A 15,344-nucleotide genomic window follows, 5' to 3' on the forward strand; every position below is an offset into this window, starting at 1 on the left:
GTGTCTCCACTCGTGCGCATATGCTGACATCTTGAGTCAGGCACGCGGCTGATCATTCTGTTTCTACTGTCAAAATAGTCGTCCGGACGCAAAGGCGCGAGCCGAACTTGTAACAAAGTGTGTCGAGTGGCCCCAAGGCGACACTTGGCGACACTTCCGGCTCTCGTCACGGGTATTCCTGCGACAATTGCCACCTACCTTGAGTTCATCAACGAACCAAGGAGTTGTTGGAATGAAACCGTTCAAGAAGATTGCAATTGCCGCCCTGGCCGCGAGCGTCGCGGGTACCGCGCTGACTGCCGGCCTGTCCGCGTCCGCCCAGGACCCGGCTGCAAACGGGGACGGGGGCAAACAGGTTGAGCAGACCTTCGGTCAGCGTTTTGCGCATATGGGTGAGCGCGGCGAACGCGGCTGGGGCCGCGGACATGGTGGTCGCCGTGGCGGCGAACACCGCGCGGAACGGCTGTTCGAGCGTTTCGACGTCAATGAAGACGGCGTCATCACCGAGGCCGAAATCGCAGAGGTCCGGGCGCAGAACTTCGCGTCGGCGGATGCCGATGGCAATGGCGAGGTCAGCCTGGAGGAATTCAAGGCCGCTTTCATGGAGCGCTCGAACGACCGCATGGTCCGGGCCTTCCAGTTCCTGGACAGTGACGGCGACGGCACGGTGACCCGGGAAGAAGCCGACACGGCGGCAAACCGCATGTTCAACATGCTCGATCGCGACGGCAACGGCACGGTCGAACGGGTCCGCGGTCCGCGCGGCCCGCAGGCCGGCGACGACGATGACGTCCGTGGCCCGCGCGGACAGCAGGCCGGGCGCGGCGAGCGCGGCGAACGCGGGGAGCGCGGCGGACATCACGGTCCCCGTGGTCCCCACACGGGACGCGGCGGCCCGGGCCACATGTTCCTCGCCATGTTCGACACGGATGGTGACGGCAAGGTGAGCCGCGAGGACTTCGACGCAAGGCGCGCCGAACTGTTCGCGCTGGCCGATACCGACGGCAGCGGCTCGTTCACGCTGGAAGACTTCGGCCCGCTGTGGCTGGCGGTCAACGAGAGCCGCATTGTCGACAGGTTCCAGCGCGCCGATGCAGACGGCAGCCTTGGCATCACTGCCGATGAGCATGACAAGCGCCTGGACGAGCTGATGGAGCGCACCGACCGCAACAGGGACGGTGTCATCACCAAGGCCGACTTCCAGGGCGGCAAGAAAGGCAAGGGCAAGGGCCACGGCAAGGGCTGGCGCCACCACGACCGCGGCTAAGGTCACAACAAGGTATCCGGACATCCCTGCCGTCCCGAGCCTTTTCCCCGCGTCCCTCGATCCTCTGTTGCGGGGAAACCGGAAGGGAGCCGTCCCCGCGGCTCCCTTTCTTTTTTGCTTAGTTTTCCTGCTGGGACCAGATTTCGTTCATGGTTTCTTGTGGGTTGGTCATCTGGGTAAGAAGCTCAACAATCGCTTCTTTGCCTTCGTCGTCGGTATTCAGATAAGCGTAAAGCAACGCAGAAAAGAATAAAACTGATATTATCAGGAGGCAGATCATAAATATTTTGAGGAACTGGAGGGAGTAAAGATTATTTATCATTCCTTGATCTTGCGACTTTTTTTGGTTTCCGATTATCGTCAATGCAATGACGATCAAAAACAGCAAAAACAATAGAAACACACTTTACCCCTTCAGTTCACAGTGTGGTGCAGAACCTATTCGTCCTGGTAAATTGCTGCAAGCCAATCTGTAATTCGACCATGAGCTGCCACAGACACATTCCTCTTTCTAAAGAAGCGCATCAGCGCTGTATCGAGGTTTGGTCACCTGCTCTGAATTCTTGGCCATCCTTCGAGACGGACCAGAAGGCCCTTCCCAAAATGAAGTTGGAGGGGGATTGCGGGCTACAAACACCAACGGGGTTCAGCGCAAGGCAGCGTTTTGACTGTGGGCACTCATCCGTTACGGGAATTTCAAGAAATTTCGGCAAGTATAGCGACGATGAACGGAAGGGGATGCCATGGCCAAGCCGACACTGCACGATTTTGTCGAAAAGAAGATAGCCGACGGGCATGTCGGCGAGGACGATGTCATCGTGTTGCGCCGCTATATCTATGGCGACATGGTGGTTTCGCTGGAAGAGGGATCGGCGCTGTTCAGGCTGATCAACGCCGGCCCGACCTTTGCGGACAACTGGTACGAACTCTTTCCCGAGGCGATTGCCGACATTCTGGTCCACCAGTCGCAGCCGGAGGGCTATATTTCGGAGGACCATGCCACCTGGCTGATCGATCAGATCAACGCCGATGGCAAGATCTGCACGCGGACGGAACTCGATGCCGTTCTGCACGTGTTGGAAAAGGCCCGTAAAGCGCCGGATTGCCTGAGGCAGTTCGCGTTGCGGGCCGTCGCCGACAGCGTCATATCGGGCACCGGCGCGACGCGGTCCGGCGCCCAGCTCCAACCCGGGGTGATTTCAGATGGCGAAGTGGAAATGCTGCGCCGTGTGCTCTATGCGGGCGCAGGCAGCAACGGTTTCGCCGTGTCCAGGGTCGAGGCGGAAATCCTGTTCGACCTCAACGACGCCACGGTGCAGGCGACCAATGCCCCGGCCTGGTCGGAGCTCTTCGCCAAGGGGGTGGCCAACTATCTCATGGCCATGTCCGGCTACACGCCGCCGTCACGCGACGTGGCGCTGGCGCGGGAGGACTGGCTCGACCAGCCCGGCGGCTTCGACGGCGGCCTCGGCGGGTTCTTCAAGAAGATGTTCGGCGGCGGCGTCGGCGGTGTTCGCGATGCCTATGGCGACGGGGCCGATCCCTTCGCGGAGCGCGGTACGTCCATGTCCGCGGACATCGCGGTGAATGAAGTCCTCACCGAGGAGGAAGCAATCTGGCTGGTCGAGCGCATCGGCCGCGACGGGTTGCTGCACGAAAACGAAAAGGCGCTTCTGCGGTTCATCCGGGAAGAAAGCCCGAACATTCATACCTCCCTGCACCCGCTGATGGACAAGCTGGACTAGGTTCCAGGCTCCGCGTCGAGCAGCAGTCAGGCCCGGAACAGTGCCGATGCACTCTTCCGGACCCTGGGCCGGGTCTCCGACGGTCTCGCCGCCGATTGGCGAAGGAAGGACCGGGGCGGCCGGGGGTCACTCCACGCCGTAGATGTCGGCGATATCCTTGAGCATCAGCCTGGCTGCGAGAATGCCGCCGGCCGTGTTCCAGATCGCGTCGCTGACCTGGTGCACGTTGCCAGCCTGAACGGCGGAAAGAGAGTTCCAAAGAGGATCGGAGAGCACGTCTTCCTCCAGCGCGGTTCCCTTGCCGTCGCCGGTGTCATAGGTGAAGAAAAAGATACGGTCTCCATCCATATCCGGAATGCTCTCCTTGCCCGTGCGGATCGCGAAATCCTCGACATTCTGGTTGGCCGGACGGTTGAAGCCGATGTCCTTGAGCAGAACTCCGGAGAAGCTGTCCAGCTGATAGATCCGGATCTGGCCCGGCACGAAACGGATGACCGAGACCTGTTCCTGCAGGTTTTCGCCCAGTTCGCCGCGCAAGCTGTCGACGGCGGCGTCATAGTCGGCGATTGCTTCACGGGCCTTTTCTTCAAGACCAAGGGCTTCGGCGTATAGACGGAAATTGATCTTCCAGTTGCCCCGCAATTCCTGCGACATGACGGTTGGCGCGATCGCCGTCAGTTGCGGATGGATCTCCTCATGGCGTTGCTTGTTGGCCAGGATCAGATCGGGCTCAAGCGCGGCAACCATTTCCAGATTGACTGCGCTTTCCTTGCCGACCGGTTCCGCGCCTGCCATCGCGTCGGTGATATGGGCCCACCAGGGATCGCCATTCCAGGAATTGGCCGCACCGACGGGAACAACACCAAGTGCAAGCAGCGCCTCCGTGCCTTCGTTGGTCAGGACGACCACGCGTTTGGGCGCGTCGGGAACCGTGACGGTGCCCATGCTGTCCGTCACATCACGCGCCAGGCAAGCGGATACCAGCAGCGCGGCACAAACAGGTGCTGCAAACAGCGTGCGAATGAACGTCTTCATTAGAATGACTCCAAAAAGGTGAGTATTTGCCTCCAGTATTAAACCCGTGTATGTGACGAAGCCGTCGGATTGTCAATTCGAGAGAGAGGAACGATGACGCGGCTGATTGCCGGCCTGTGCCTGTTGTTGATCGCGGTCGCGCTGTTCAGCCTGCATGCGGGTCTGAGCTTCTACAGCCCTGCGACGGTCTGGTCTGCCCTTGCCGGCGGCGAGGGCGCGGATGCCCTGATTGTCAGGACCCTGCGCGTACCGCGAACCTTGATCGGACTTGCCGTTGGAGCCGCCCTGGGGCTTTCGGGACTGCTCATGCAAACGGTGACCCGAAATCCGGTTGCCGAGCCGGGTCTGCTTGGTGTCAATGCCGGCGCGGCGCTTGCCGTGACGCTCGCAGTGACCGTCTTTGGAACGGGCAGCCTTGCGGGCATCGGGGCGGCGGCCGTAGCCGGCGCGCTGCTGACCACGGGCCTGGTCTTTGCCATCTCCCTGTCGGCGGGCGGTTCGGGGAATCCGGCGACGACATTGCTCGCAGGCTTCACTGTCGCCGCATTGTTGGCTTCCTTCACGCAAACGCTGCTTCTGGTCGATGAGACCGCGCTGGAAACGTTGCTGTTCTGGCTCTCGGGCAGTTTTGCCGACCGGCCGCTGACATTGCTGCAACTGGGTGGCCCGCTGCTGGTGCTTGGCGCTGGCGGCAGCCTTGTTCTGGCCAGTGCGCTGGACGTGCTGCGCCTTGACGATACGAGTGCGCAATCCATCGGATTGAACGTGGCCGCGGTCAGGTTGGGTGCCCTGGCGCTCGCCGCGCTCCTGGCTGCAGGTGCTGTCGCCATGGCGGGGCCGGTGATGTTTCTGGGACTTGCCGCGCCCCATCTGGCACGGCTGATGACGGGCCCCGTTCTGCCGTCGATCCGGCATCTTGTCTTTCTGAGCATGTTGACGGGGGCGGTTCTGGCCACCTCCGCGGATATTCTTGCCCGCCTCATCGTGGCCCCGGGCGAAGCGCCGATGAGTGCCGTTCTGGCCCTGATCGGCGTGCCGATGCTGATCCATATCCTGAGGCGCCGGAAGGGACTGGTCACCTGATGCCATTCGTGATTCCGGCTCAAAGACTGCTGGTGCCGTGCCTTCTGCTGCTTGTGCTGACGATTGCAGCCACCGGCACCGGATCGAGTTTCATGCCGCCGGAACGGGTCGTTGCGGCCTTTCTCGGCCAGGGTGCACGCATGGACGAGGTGATCGTCTGGAAACTGCGTCTGCCGCGGGTTGCCCTGGCCATAGTCGCCGGGGCAGCACTTGCAATTGCCGGCGCGCTTTTGCAGCGGGTCGTGCGCAACCCCATGGCGTCGCCCTCCGTTCTTGGCATTACCGACGGGGCTGCGGTGGGGGTGGTGCTGTTCCTGTGGCTTTTTTCGGACCAGGCCAACATCCTCCAGGTGTCGGTCCACTGGCAGCCGCTTGCCGCGATCCTGGGTGCGGCCGCGTTCGGCGGTCTTGTCACTTTTCTCGCACTGGCCGATCGCGGCGGCAACCGGCCCTTGAAGATCATTCTGTATGGCATAGCACTTGCCGCGCTTGCCAAGGCGGCAGTGACACTCCTGATCATTGTCGGTCCGGTTTACCGTGCCAGCCAGGCCTTGACCTGGCTCACGGGTTCGGTGGGCGCAGCTCACTGGCAGGATGTGCTTGTGCTCGGGACAGGGCTGGTGTTGGTCGTGCCGTTTCTTGTCTGGAACCGGGTGACATTCCGCCAGCTTGCCCTCGATCCGCAAAGTGCCACCCTGACCGGGCTTTCCCTGTCGCGGGCCCAATTCGCTCTTCTGTCCGGGGCCGTGTTCCTGACCGCGCTTGCGGCGGCCCATGTGGGTGCCATCGGATTTGTCGGCCTGATGGCGCCGCATATTGCACGGGTGTTCCATGGCCAGTTCCGCTCCGGGTATCTCCTGGCAACAGCCCTGACCGGCAGCCTGCTCGTGCTCGGCGCCGACACCTTGGCGCGGATCATTGCTCCACCGCTGGAATTGCCCGCGGGAGCACTGACCGCGCTGGTCGGCGCGCCTCTGTTTTTGTACCTGCTCCTGAAAGGACGCCGTTCCCATGCCTGAACCGATGGCAAGCCTTGCCAATGTGCACGCGGCCTATGATGGGGCGCCGGCGCTGGACGATGTTTCGCTCGATCTGCCGGATGGCAGCATCGTGGCCTTCTGCGGTCCGAACGGAAGCGGCAAGTCAACGGCGCTCAAGGTGATGCGCGGCCTGCACAGGCCGGACGCGGGTGAAATCCGGATTGCCGGAAAGCATCTTGATGACTGGTCCGCAAAAGGCCTTGCGCAGCAGGTCGCGATGCTGTCCCAGTCGCCCGAGGCGCCGTCCGATCTGACCGTGGACGACCTGGTGATGATGGGGCGGTTTGCTCATCGCGGGCGATTTGCCGGGCCGGGACCTGCGGACCGGGACGCATGCGCCAGGGCGCTGGCGGTCACGGAGATGGCTGCCTTCCGGGACAGGGCCTTGTCCCAGCTGTCGGGCGGCCAGGTGCAACGGGCCTGGGTTGCCATGACCCTGGCGCAGGACGCGCCCCGGATCTTCCTGGATGAGCCGACCAACCATCTTGATATTGCCCATGCCTTCGAGCTGCTTGATCTTGTTCGGCGCCTGAGCCGGGAGGAGGGCCGAAGTTTTGTGATCGTGCTTCATGATCTCAACATGGCCATGCGCTATGCCGATCATGTGGTCCTTTTCGATGCGGGCCGGATTGCCGCGCGCGGGCAAACCGTCGACGTGTTGACGGAAGGTATTGTTTCCAGGGTTTTCGGGGTTTCCTGCAGGATGGTGCCGGTGGACGGAATGGACAGACCGGTGATCGTTTCCTGGAGCCGCCGGGCGGACGGTGACTGACGATACGGAGCGGATCGCTGCCCGACCGGGTTCAATCCCGGAATTTCCGGTTCCCAGTCCGGAGGTTCATCCGGGGAGAAAGCCCGAACATTCGTTCCTCCCCACAGGTCCTAGGGCGCGGTTCACCTGGTTTCAGTTTTTGCTTTTTCCGGAGCTTTTGTAATACAAAGCTTCGGCAAAAGGATCCGTCATGAGCCCTTCACCTTCGTCTTTTCAAATCGATCCGGCCTCCGGTCCGGTTCGCGATCAGGTGGTTGACGTGCTGCGGCGCGCCATCTTCGCCATGACCTTCGAACCGGGGGAAAAACTGGTTGAACGGCGTCTGTGCGAGATGACGGGCGCGTCCAGGACGGCGCTGCGCGAGGGGCTGCGCCAGCTGGAAGCCGAAGGGCTTGTCGAAATCGTTCCCAACCGTGGACCGGCCATTCCACGGCTGAATGCGAAACAGGTCGCAGATATCTACGAAATGCGGGGCGTGCTCGAAAGCCATATGGGCGCGGTCGCAGCCGAAAGGGCCACGGGCCGTGATATTGCCGAATTGCGCCGGATTGCCAGGGCGATCGACGACGCGATGGCGGCGGGGGACCGGCTTGCCATCATCGACTCCAAACGGGCGTATTACGACTGGTTCCTGCGCCTTGCGGACAATGCCGAGATGACGGCCACGGTCCACAGGCTGCTGGGCCGAATGAGCCTGCTCTGGCCGGCGCTGATTGCCGGCAACGCCGTTGAAGCGGAGGCCGGCCGCGCCGAAATCGCGGACATCGTCGAGGCGGTTGCCGCCCATGATCCGGTCCGCGCGGCAGAGGCCTGCGCGCGGCATCTGAAGAGTGCCGGCAAACTGGTCAGCGGGTTCCTCATCCGCGACGCCTGACAGGCTTTCGCTCAAGCTCTTGATCTGAAACGCGAATGCGGGTCGCATCGATTGGCCCCGCAGGACCGGTTTGCGTCCGGAAGAAAATGTAATACAAAAATGTTGAATATCTTATTTTTGTATTACAAAATGAAGCAGGTTCAATATGCACCAGCAAGGAGAAGTGTTTCATGTATCCCCCGGACAGACCCTTTACCCCGACAAGCACCGCGCTTGTCATGATCGAATTCCAGCGCGAATGGCTTGCGCCGGACGGCAAGTTGCAGGCGGTCGTTGAGGATCGCAGCCAGTTCGATGCGGCGGTCGCGGCCGCCCGCACGCTTCTGGCAACGGCGCGCGAAAATGGATTGGCCATTGCCCATGCGGGGCTGCGCTTCCAGGAGGGGTATCCCGAACTGGGCAGCGGCGGGTTCGGGCTCCGCAAGGCCATACGAACCTTTAGAACCTTTCCGGCGTCGTCCCCAGCAAGCGATTTCGCCGACGGTTTCGAACCGCGGGAGAACGAGTTCCTTGTGCAGGGCAGGGCGGGAAGTTCAGCATTCGCCGGATCCAATCTCGACATCTGGCTGCGCAACAACCGCATCGACACGGTGATCCTTGCCGGGTTTGCGCTGCATGTCTGTGTCGAGAGCACCCTGCGCGCGGCCCATGATCTCGGTTACGAGGCATATGTCGCCGAAGACGCGACCGCGGCCTTCACATCCCCGCAGAGGCGGCATGTGCTCACGCACGTGGTGCCCCATTTCGGCCAGGCCGTGACGAATACCAACCTGGTACCCATGCTGGAAAACCGGCTGGAGGCCGCGCAATGACCCGGATGTCCCGTTTGATTTGTCTTGCCGTCCTTCTTTTCCCTGTCCCCGGTCTCGCGGAGTCCAGCATGTCCAGGCTTACCCCCGTCAATCCGCCCCACGTGAACATTCCCGGCGTGTCCCAGGCCATGCGAGTCTCGAAGGGCGATCTGCTTTTCGTCTCTGGGCAGGTGCCCGTCGGTCCCGATGGCATCGCGGCCGGTGACCTTGCCGCACAGGCGAACCAGGTTCTGGCAAATTTTTCCGCGACGCTTGAAGCGTCCGGAGCCGACTGGTCCGATGTCGCGCGTGTCACCATCTATGTCCGCGACTACGATCCGAAGGACCTGGAGCTGTTGCGGACAATCCGCGACAAATGGATTGAAACCGATACACCGCCCGCGTCCGCCCTGGTGGGCGTATCGGCGCTGTTTCACCCCGACGCCCTGATCGAGATTGACGGGATCGCGGTTCTGCCGGACAAGGAAGCCGCTCCGTCCGCTTCCGAATAGACCCTGGGGGCCAGCCGGTGGCCGGAGCCGGGAGGCTTTGGCCACCTGGAACGAATGCGCAAAATCTGCACATAGCCTGACAAGCCCCTGCAACCGGGTCCGGCACAACGGTTGCCATGACCCGTGCCGCAAACATCTCCCCGACAGTCTCGGCCTTCGTGCTGGCCTCCCTCATCCTCGCTTTTGAGCCGCTGCGCTGGCTGATCGGGTCCTGGACCGATCCGTCCTATGCCTCGACCGGCGTGGTCTACCTTTTGGCGCTGGCGGGCCTTCTTGCCTGGTCGCTCGGCAGTCCGGTCGGAACCGGGGAGTCGGGTCACCGGCAGTCCGCGATGCTGCTGTTGATGGCCTCCGCCCTGATCCGCCTGGCAAGCCAGGTGCTGGCCATCAACGTGATCGGCGGCGTCGCGCTCGCGCTCGATGTATTCGCGCTGGCGACGCTGCTGCGGACGGGTGAACGAAAACGGGCGGTGTCGCCTTTCTGGCTGTCGGTGCTGTTCCTGTTCACGCTGCCGGTGGAGCGCATCCTGCAGCGCGTGGCCGGCTATCCCCTTCAGGAGCTGTCCGCGAAACTCTCCTGTGGTGCCCTCGGGCTGTTCTTTACCGATCTCGAGTGTTCCGGCATCCGGATCGAACTTGCCGGCCGGGACGTCCTGGTGGACCTGCCCTGTTCGGGCACGTCCGGCCTGATGCTGACCATGGCCTTTGTCGTCATCTTGACGGCACTGCACCGGCCGCGTCTTCGGACCGCGATGCTCTGGATCGGCATCGCGCTTGTCCTCGGCCTTCTCGGCAACGCACTGAGGATTTCCCTGCTGGCCGTCGGCATTGCCTTTCCCGGCGGTGTCCTTGGCGCGGATGTCATGGCGCAGCCGCTGCATGACGTGATCGGCTACCTGACGCTGGCACTTTCCCTGGCCCCGGTGTTCTTCCTCTACCGGCCCGGCGCCGGTGGCCGGGCAGGGGCTCCGAGAATGCCGATCCTGCCGCCAATGAGCCGCGGCGTGCGCACGCTTTCGGCACTGGTGTTCCTGAGCCTTGCCTGCGTCATCGTCGCCTTGCCGCGCCAGGCGCTGGACGTCTCGGCGGCAACGCCGCCCCGGCCGCTGCCGCTCACTCTCGAGGGCGAGACCGGCGTCGACGTGGCCTTGTTGCCGATCGAGCAACTCTATTTCCGCAGGTATGGCGGCCATGCCAGCAAACGCCGTTATGGGCCCCTCGCTCTCACCGTGGTGCAGACGACGTCGCCGCTGCGCCATCTGCACGCGCCGGACGATTGCCTGAGGGGGCTCGGATACGACGTGACGTTTCTGGGTACCCGCTTCGATCCGGTGCCGACGGCCCTTTACCGGGCGCGCTCGAAAGACGGCGGCGACTGGCGTGTCGCGGTCACCTTCACCTCCGGCGCCGGAGCCACGACCCACAACATTGCCGAAGCCATCTGGCTGTGGCTCGGACGGCCGGGCACCACCTGGACCAGCATCCAGCGCATCACACCCTGGTCCCTGGATGACACCCGTCAGGCCGCCCTCGAGGCTGCCACGCGTGCCGCACTTGACCTGACCTCCCCGAAAAGCTGAGCAAAAGGAGTTCCTCCCATGATGTCATTGCAGTCCTTCGCACCGCCGATCGCCGTCGTCCTTGTGATCTGCGGTCTGGCGTCGCCCGTGTCGGCCGAACCGGATCTCGACGAATTGGCCGGCAGCGTGGTTGCCCGGGTCGGCGGCAAGGAGATTCACCTGCCGCTCCTGAAGTCGGACTACAGCGTGCGGATCGACGGCGACGCCGCCCATGTGGAACTGACCCAGACCTTCCTCAACCCGACCCGCAAGCCGCTTCACGCGACCTACCTGTTTCCGCTGAACCAGAAGGCCGCCGTTCACGCGATGCGCATGGACCTGGACGGCGAGTCGGTCGTGGCGAAGATCAAGAAGAAGGACGAGGCCCGCAAGACGTTCGAAAAGGCCAAGGCCGAAGGCAAGGCCGCCGCCCTCCTGACCCAGCACCGGCCGAACATGTTCACCCAGGACATTGCCCACCTGATGCCGGGACGGCCGGTCAGGATCACGCTGGAATATGTTCAGCATGTGCCCAAGATCGACGGCGCCTACGAGTTGGTCGTGCCCATGGTCGTCGGCCCGCGCTATAACGGGCCGGATCTTGATACCAGCGCCCAAGTGGGTGGCTCCAAGAACGACGACCGCATCGCTTATAGCGACGATGTGGTGGTTCCGGTCGCCCAGACCGAGACCGTTTCGGGCTGGCGGATCGACAAGCTTCCCGCCTATCCGGGTGTGATCGGCCAGGATGCGCCGGACGACATAGATCCGAAACGGGTCACGTTTGATCTTCGTCTGGCTGCGCCGATGCCGGTCAACGCTCTGTGGAGCGACACCCACGCCCTGGACGTGACCGACATTGGCCGAACGAAACGGGTCCGTCTTGCCGCTGGCAAGGCCATCGACAACCGGGACCTCGTGCTGCGCTACAAGCTTGCGGGGGAGCACACCGTCGCCGCGGGCGTGTCGTCTGTGTTCGACGCCGAACGGGGCGGGTTCTTCTCGATGCTGATCGAGCCGCCGCAACTGCCGGCAGACGACAGCATCGGCCGGCGGGAGCTGGTGTTCGTGCTCGACACGTCCGGCTCCATGTCCGGTGAGCCGATCGAGGCCAGCAAGGCCTTCATGGAAGCGGCGATCAAGGGCCTGCGGCCGGATGACTATTTTCGAATTCTGCGCTTTTCCAACGAGACCTCCCAGTTTGCCGCTGGTGCCGTCAAGGCGACGGCCGCGAACCGTCAAAAGGCGCTCGGCTTCGTCTCCGGCCTTGCAGCGGACGGCGGCACGGAAATCAACCGGGCGGTCAACGCCGCGTTCGACCTGGAGCAGCCGCCGGAAACAACGCGGATCGTGGTGTTCCTGACCGACGGATATATCGGCGGCGAGCGGGCGGTGATCTCGACGATTGCCAGCCGCATCGGCGAGGCCCGTATCTATGCCTTCGGTGTCGGCGCTGCCGTCAACCGCTTTCTGCTGGACGCCATGGCCGAGGAGGGCAGGGGCTATGCCCGTTATGTCGGGCTGGGCGAAGAGGCAAGGACAGCCGCCGAGGCCCTTGCGGCCAGGCTGAAAACGCCCCTGCTGACGGACATTTCCATTGACTGGAACGGCCTTGCCGTGAAGGACCAGGCGCCGGCCGGGATCCCGGACCTGTTCGAGGGCGGTTCGGTCCGGGTTCTGGGTCGCTATGAGACCGGCGGCAGACACACGATCTTCGTCGACGGCCTGGTCAATGGCCGTGCTGCCCGTCTGCCTCTGGAAATCGATCTGAAGGCGAGCGGAACGCCTGAAGAGGATCCGGCCAGGGCGTTGCCACTGCTGTGGGCGCGCGAACGGATCTTCCACAAGAACCGCGCCTATACGATCGGCGGCAGTCAGGACAAGCAGCTGGAACAGGAGATCACCGATCTCGGCCTGACCTATTCGCTGCAGTCCCGGTTCACCTCCTTTGTCGCGGAGTCGGAGAAGGTGGTGAACGAGGCTCCTGAAACCGCGAGCAGCAGGAGCGTGCCGTTGCCGCAGGTTTCCGGAGTGTCGACGCAGGCCTATCCTTCGCTCAATCTCAGTGGCAGTTCCGCCCCGGAACCGGAAGGCATCCTCGGCGTGATGATGATCCTGCTGGCCCTTGCCGCGCGCTTCCGCCGCCGGTTGATTGCGAGTACCCGGCGGGTGTGGGGCAAGACCCGCCGCGGAGATGGCGCTGGTCCCGACAAGACCCTCCCGCGGACCTTGCGCAGGGATGGCTGGTGGCTGGAAAGCTGACGGCCGCTCCGCTATTGGTAACGTTCCCGCGGTACGCCGCGGGACATTTTTCAGGAAGAGCGCCTTGCAAGACAAAACCATTCTCGTTGTCGACGACGACCCGCATATCCGGGACGTGATCTGTTTCGCGCTTCAGAAAGCCTCCTACCGTTACGAGGTCGCCGTCAACGGCAAGGAAGCGCTCGACAAGGCTGTATTGTTCAATCCCGCATTGATCGTGCTCGATATCGGCCTGCCCGAAATGGACGGGCTCGACGTCTGCCGCCACCTGCGCCGGATTTCCGAGGTACCGATCCTGTTCCTGTCCGCGCGGGACGACGAGATCGACCGGATCGTCGGCCTGGAACTCGGCGCCGATGATTACGTCACCAAGCCGTTCAGCCCGCGGGAGCTGATCGCGCGGGTCGGGGCCATTCTCAAGCGCTATGGCGGGTCCGCATCCGGGGAGCCGGAGGCGGACCCGGTGCTGCAGCACGGGGAACTGTCCCTCGACAAGGCGCAGCGCCGGGTCATGGCGGGCGCGGCTCCGGTGTCCCTGACGGCGATCGAATTCGACATTCTGGCGGCGCTGCTGGCGCGGCCGAAGATCGTCTTCACTAGGGACCAGATCCTGCAACAGGCCTACAGGGACAATATCCACGTCTCGGACCGGACCATCGACAGCCATATCCGCAACATCCGCGCCAAGCTCGGCGGTGCGGGCTGCGCTGACGCGATTGAAACCGTGCACGGGGTCGGTTTCCGGCTGGGACCGTGCCAGGCGGGTGGCGGTTGACCGGCGCATGATCCTGTCCCGCTCCTTCCGTGACAGATGGCGCCCACCGCTCTTCGTGGTGGTGGCGGCGGTGCTCGGCATCATGCTGCTGGTGCCTCTGGCCGGCGTCGCCTTCTTCCGAGTCTATGAGAACCAGCTGATCGAGACGACCGAATCGGAACTGGTCGCCCAGTCGGCAGCTATTGCGGCGGCCATGGCACAGAGACTGCGGGAACTCGGCGGTCCCGAACTGCCGCTGGGCGAGGCGGTCGCCAGCGCACCGGCACGATCCGACAATGGCGGTCTGGTGGTGCAGTACCTGACCGGCGGCTGGACGCCCGTGCCGACCAGGCTCGATCTCACCAGGACACCCATCCTGCCCGGACGTCCCGACCCGGAACCGGCGGCGTCCGGGGCACATCCCGTCTATCTCGAGGCCGGCGCTTATCTCGACCAGGTCCTGAAGGACACCCAGAGACTGACCCTTGCCGGGTTCCGCCTGCTCGACTTTAACGGTACCGTCATCGCCGGGCGCTCTGAAAACGGTCTCTCGCTGGCCCATGTCGAGGAGGTTCGGCGCGCGCTTTCCGGACAATATGCCAGCGCCCTGCGCGAGCGGGTCGTCGACAACCCTCAGCCGATCTATTCCATCAGCCGGGGCACATCCGTGCGCGTCTTCGTCGCCCTGCCGGTGATCATCGACAATCAAGTCGCCGGCGTCGTCTATGCCTCGCGCACACCGAGCAACATCCTGAAGGAGCTGTTCCTGAAGCGCGAGGCGGTGTTCTGGGTGGTTGTCTTCATCCTGGGGGCGACCTTCATCGTCGGGCTGATCTTCGTGCGCGCCATTTCCGGGCCGATCCGGGCGCTGACCCGGCGCTCGCTCCGGATCGGCGCCGGTGACCGCAATGCCCTCCAGCCGCTCGCCATCCACGGCAACCGGGAAATCCACGCGCTGTCGGAAAGCATGCTGGACATGTCGCGCAAGCTGTTCGATCGCAACGACTACATCTCCACCTTCGCCAATCACGTGACCCACGAACTGAAGTCGCCGCTGACCGCGATCCACGGGGCGGCCGAGCTGCTTCAGGACGGCGGCGAAGAGTTGAGCGCCGCCGAGCGGGAAAAGTTCCTCACCAACATTCTGCGCGACACCAACCGGGCGACGCTGCTTCTCAACCGTTTGCGCGACCTGGCGCGGGCGGACAGTGTCGATATCGGCGGGTGTTGCCGGTTATCGGATGTGATCGACCGTATTCGGGGGCGGCAACGGGAGATCGAGATCCGGTGTCCGCAAGATGCCGAGCTGCCGATGTCGGCCGAAAACGCCGGGATCGTTCTTGAAAACCTGATCGACAATTCCCGCCGGCACGGCGCCGACCGGGTCGACGTTGCCGTCGAGACCGGCGAGGGCGATCTCAATGTGGTTGTCAGCGACAATGGTGAGGGCGTTTCCGAAGGCAACGCGGACCAGATCTTCGATCTGTTCTTCACGACGCGCCGGGACACCGAAGGCACGGGCATGGGGCTCGGCATTGTCCGGGCCGTGTTGAAGGCCCATGGGGCGACAATTCGTCTGGTGCCTGAAACCGCTCCTGGTGCATGCTTCGAGATCAGGTTCGAAAAACCGCAACGTTAGAGCGCGTTCTT

Annotated in this window: 13 protein-coding genes; 12 read left to right on the top strand and 1 reads right to left on the bottom strand. The window is 63.2% G+C overall.

From position 1 onward, the window contains the following. Nucleotides 1-232 precede the first annotated feature (232 nt). Together O6760_RS19360 and O6760_RS19365 are read left to right on the top strand one after the other, a co-directional pair. Complete coding sequence (locus O6760_RS19360) at nucleotides 233-1,267, top strand: EF-hand domain-containing protein (protein WP_269581347.1); 1,035 nt, start codon at nucleotides 233-235, stop codon at nucleotides 1,265-1,267. Between the two features lie 743 nt (nucleotides 1,268-2,010). Further along, on the top strand, nucleotides 2,011-3,012 hold the full coding sequence (locus O6760_RS19365) for a hypothetical protein (RefSeq protein WP_269581348.1): 1,002 nt from the start codon (nucleotides 2,011-2,013) through the stop codon (nucleotides 3,010-3,012). A gap of 126 nt (nucleotides 3,013-3,138) precedes the next feature. On the opposite strand, the gene O6760_RS19370 is transcribed toward O6760_RS19365, so the two are convergent. After that, nucleotides 3,139-4,047, bottom strand: coding sequence for an ABC transporter substrate-binding protein (locus O6760_RS19370; RefSeq protein ID WP_269581349.1), 909 nt, complete (start codon nucleotides 4,045-4,047; stop codon nucleotides 3,139-3,141). A 93-nt stretch (nucleotides 4,048-4,140) separates the two neighbouring features. On the opposite strand from O6760_RS19370, the gene O6760_RS19375 reads away from it, so the two are divergent. From O6760_RS19375 to O6760_RS19420, 10 genes are all read left to right on the top strand, one after another. Next, a complete protein-coding gene (locus O6760_RS19375) occupies nucleotides 4,141-5,130 on the top strand; it encodes a FecCD family ABC transporter permease (RefSeq protein ID WP_269581350.1) in 990 nt (329 codons plus the stop codon). After that, nucleotides 5,130-6,149 carry a FecCD family ABC transporter permease gene (locus O6760_RS19380; RefSeq protein WP_269581351.1) on the top strand — a complete coding sequence of 340 codons (1,020 nt, stop codon included), beginning with the start codon at nucleotides 5,130-5,132 and terminating at the stop codon, nucleotides 6,147-6,149. The genes O6760_RS19375 and O6760_RS19380 overlap by 1 nt, the downstream gene beginning before the upstream one ends. Beyond that, nucleotides 6,142-6,942: an ABC transporter ATP-binding protein gene (locus tag O6760_RS19385; RefSeq protein ID WP_269581352.1), complete on the top strand. Its 801-nt coding sequence runs from the start codon at nucleotides 6,142-6,144 to the stop codon at nucleotides 6,940-6,942. Before O6760_RS19380 ends, O6760_RS19385 begins: the two co-directional genes overlap by 8 nt. Before the next feature lie 190 nt (nucleotides 6,943-7,132). Further along, nucleotides 7,133-7,816: a GntR family transcriptional regulator gene (locus O6760_RS19390; protein WP_269581353.1), complete on the top strand. Its 684-nt coding sequence runs from the start codon at nucleotides 7,133-7,135 to the stop codon at nucleotides 7,814-7,816. Between the two features lie 170 nt (nucleotides 7,817-7,986). Beyond that, the gene (locus O6760_RS19395) at nucleotides 7,987-8,628 is read left to right on the top strand and encodes a cysteine hydrolase (RefSeq protein WP_269581354.1); all 642 of its coding nucleotides are present in this window, start codon (nucleotides 7,987-7,989) and stop codon (nucleotides 8,626-8,628) included. 68 nt (nucleotides 8,629-8,696) lie between these two features. Then, complete coding sequence (locus tag O6760_RS19400) at nucleotides 8,697-9,119, top strand: RidA family protein (RefSeq protein WP_269581355.1); 423 nt, start codon at nucleotides 8,697-8,699, stop codon at nucleotides 9,117-9,119. 116 nt (nucleotides 9,120-9,235) lie between these two features. Beyond that, a complete protein-coding gene (xrtT, locus tag O6760_RS19405) occupies nucleotides 9,236-10,699 on the top strand; it encodes an exosortase T (RefSeq protein WP_269581356.1) in 1,464 nt (487 codons plus the stop codon). A gap of 18 nt (nucleotides 10,700-10,717) precedes the next feature. Continuing rightward, nucleotides 10,718-12,940 (top strand): VIT and vWA domain-containing protein, encoded by a 2,223-nt coding sequence (locus tag O6760_RS19410; RefSeq protein ID WP_269581357.1) that lies wholly within the window; start codon nucleotides 10,718-10,720, stop codon nucleotides 12,938-12,940. A gap of 64 nt (nucleotides 12,941-13,004) precedes the next feature. Beyond that, nucleotides 13,005-13,715, top strand: coding sequence for a response regulator transcription factor (locus O6760_RS19415; RefSeq protein WP_269581358.1), 711 nt, complete (start codon nucleotides 13,005-13,007; stop codon nucleotides 13,713-13,715). A gap of 7 nt (nucleotides 13,716-13,722) precedes the next feature. Then, nucleotides 13,723-15,333: an ATP-binding protein gene (locus tag O6760_RS19420; RefSeq protein ID WP_269581359.1), complete on the top strand. Its 1,611-nt coding sequence runs from the start codon at nucleotides 13,723-13,725 to the stop codon at nucleotides 15,331-15,333. Nucleotides 15,334-15,344: the final 11 nt, after the last annotated feature.

This window comes from Roseibium sp. Sym1 (assembly GCF_027359675.1).
Lineage (GTDB): Bacteria > Pseudomonadota > Alphaproteobacteria > Rhizobiales > Stappiaceae > Roseibium.

What these genes read in the sequence shown, in the direction of transcription:
- xrtT (WP_269581356.1), top strand. Translation starts at nt 9,236, where the DNA reads ATGACCCGTGCCGCAAACATCTCCCCGACAGTCTCGGCCTTCGTGCTG.
- O6760_RS19420 (WP_269581359.1), top strand. Translation starts at nt 13,723, where the DNA reads ATGATCCTGTCCCGCTCCTTCCGTGACAGATGGCGCCCACCGCTCTTC.
- O6760_RS19390 (WP_269581353.1), top strand. Translation starts at nt 7,133, where the DNA reads ATGAGCCCTTCACCTTCGTCTTTTCAAATCGATCCGGCCTCCGGTCCG.
- O6760_RS19395 (WP_269581354.1), top strand. Translation starts at nt 7,987, where the DNA reads ATGTATCCCCCGGACAGACCCTTTACCCCGACAAGCACCGCGCTTGTC.
- O6760_RS19370 (WP_269581349.1), bottom strand. Translation starts at nt 4,047, where the DNA reads ATGAAGACGTTCATTCGCACGCTGTTTGCAGCACCTGTTTGTGCCGCG.
- O6760_RS19410 (WP_269581357.1), top strand. Translation starts at nt 10,718, where the DNA reads ATGATGTCATTGCAGTCCTTCGCACCGCCGATCGCCGTCGTCCTTGTG.
- O6760_RS19380 (WP_269581351.1), top strand. Translation starts at nt 5,130, where the DNA reads ATGCCATTCGTGATTCCGGCTCAAAGACTGCTGGTGCCGTGCCTTCTG.
- O6760_RS19385 (WP_269581352.1), top strand. Translation starts at nt 6,142, where the DNA reads ATGCCTGAACCGATGGCAAGCCTTGCCAATGTGCACGCGGCCTATGAT.
- O6760_RS19400 (WP_269581355.1), top strand. Translation starts at nt 8,697, where the DNA reads ATGTCCAGGCTTACCCCCGTCAATCCGCCCCACGTGAACATTCCCGGC.
- O6760_RS19365 (WP_269581348.1), top strand. Translation starts at nt 2,011, where the DNA reads ATGGCCAAGCCGACACTGCACGATTTTGTCGAAAAGAAGATAGCCGAC.
- O6760_RS19375 (WP_269581350.1), top strand. Translation starts at nt 4,141, where the DNA reads ATGACGCGGCTGATTGCCGGCCTGTGCCTGTTGTTGATCGCGGTCGCG.
- O6760_RS19360 (WP_269581347.1), top strand. Translation starts at nt 233, where the DNA reads ATGAAACCGTTCAAGAAGATTGCAATTGCCGCCCTGGCCGCGAGCGTC.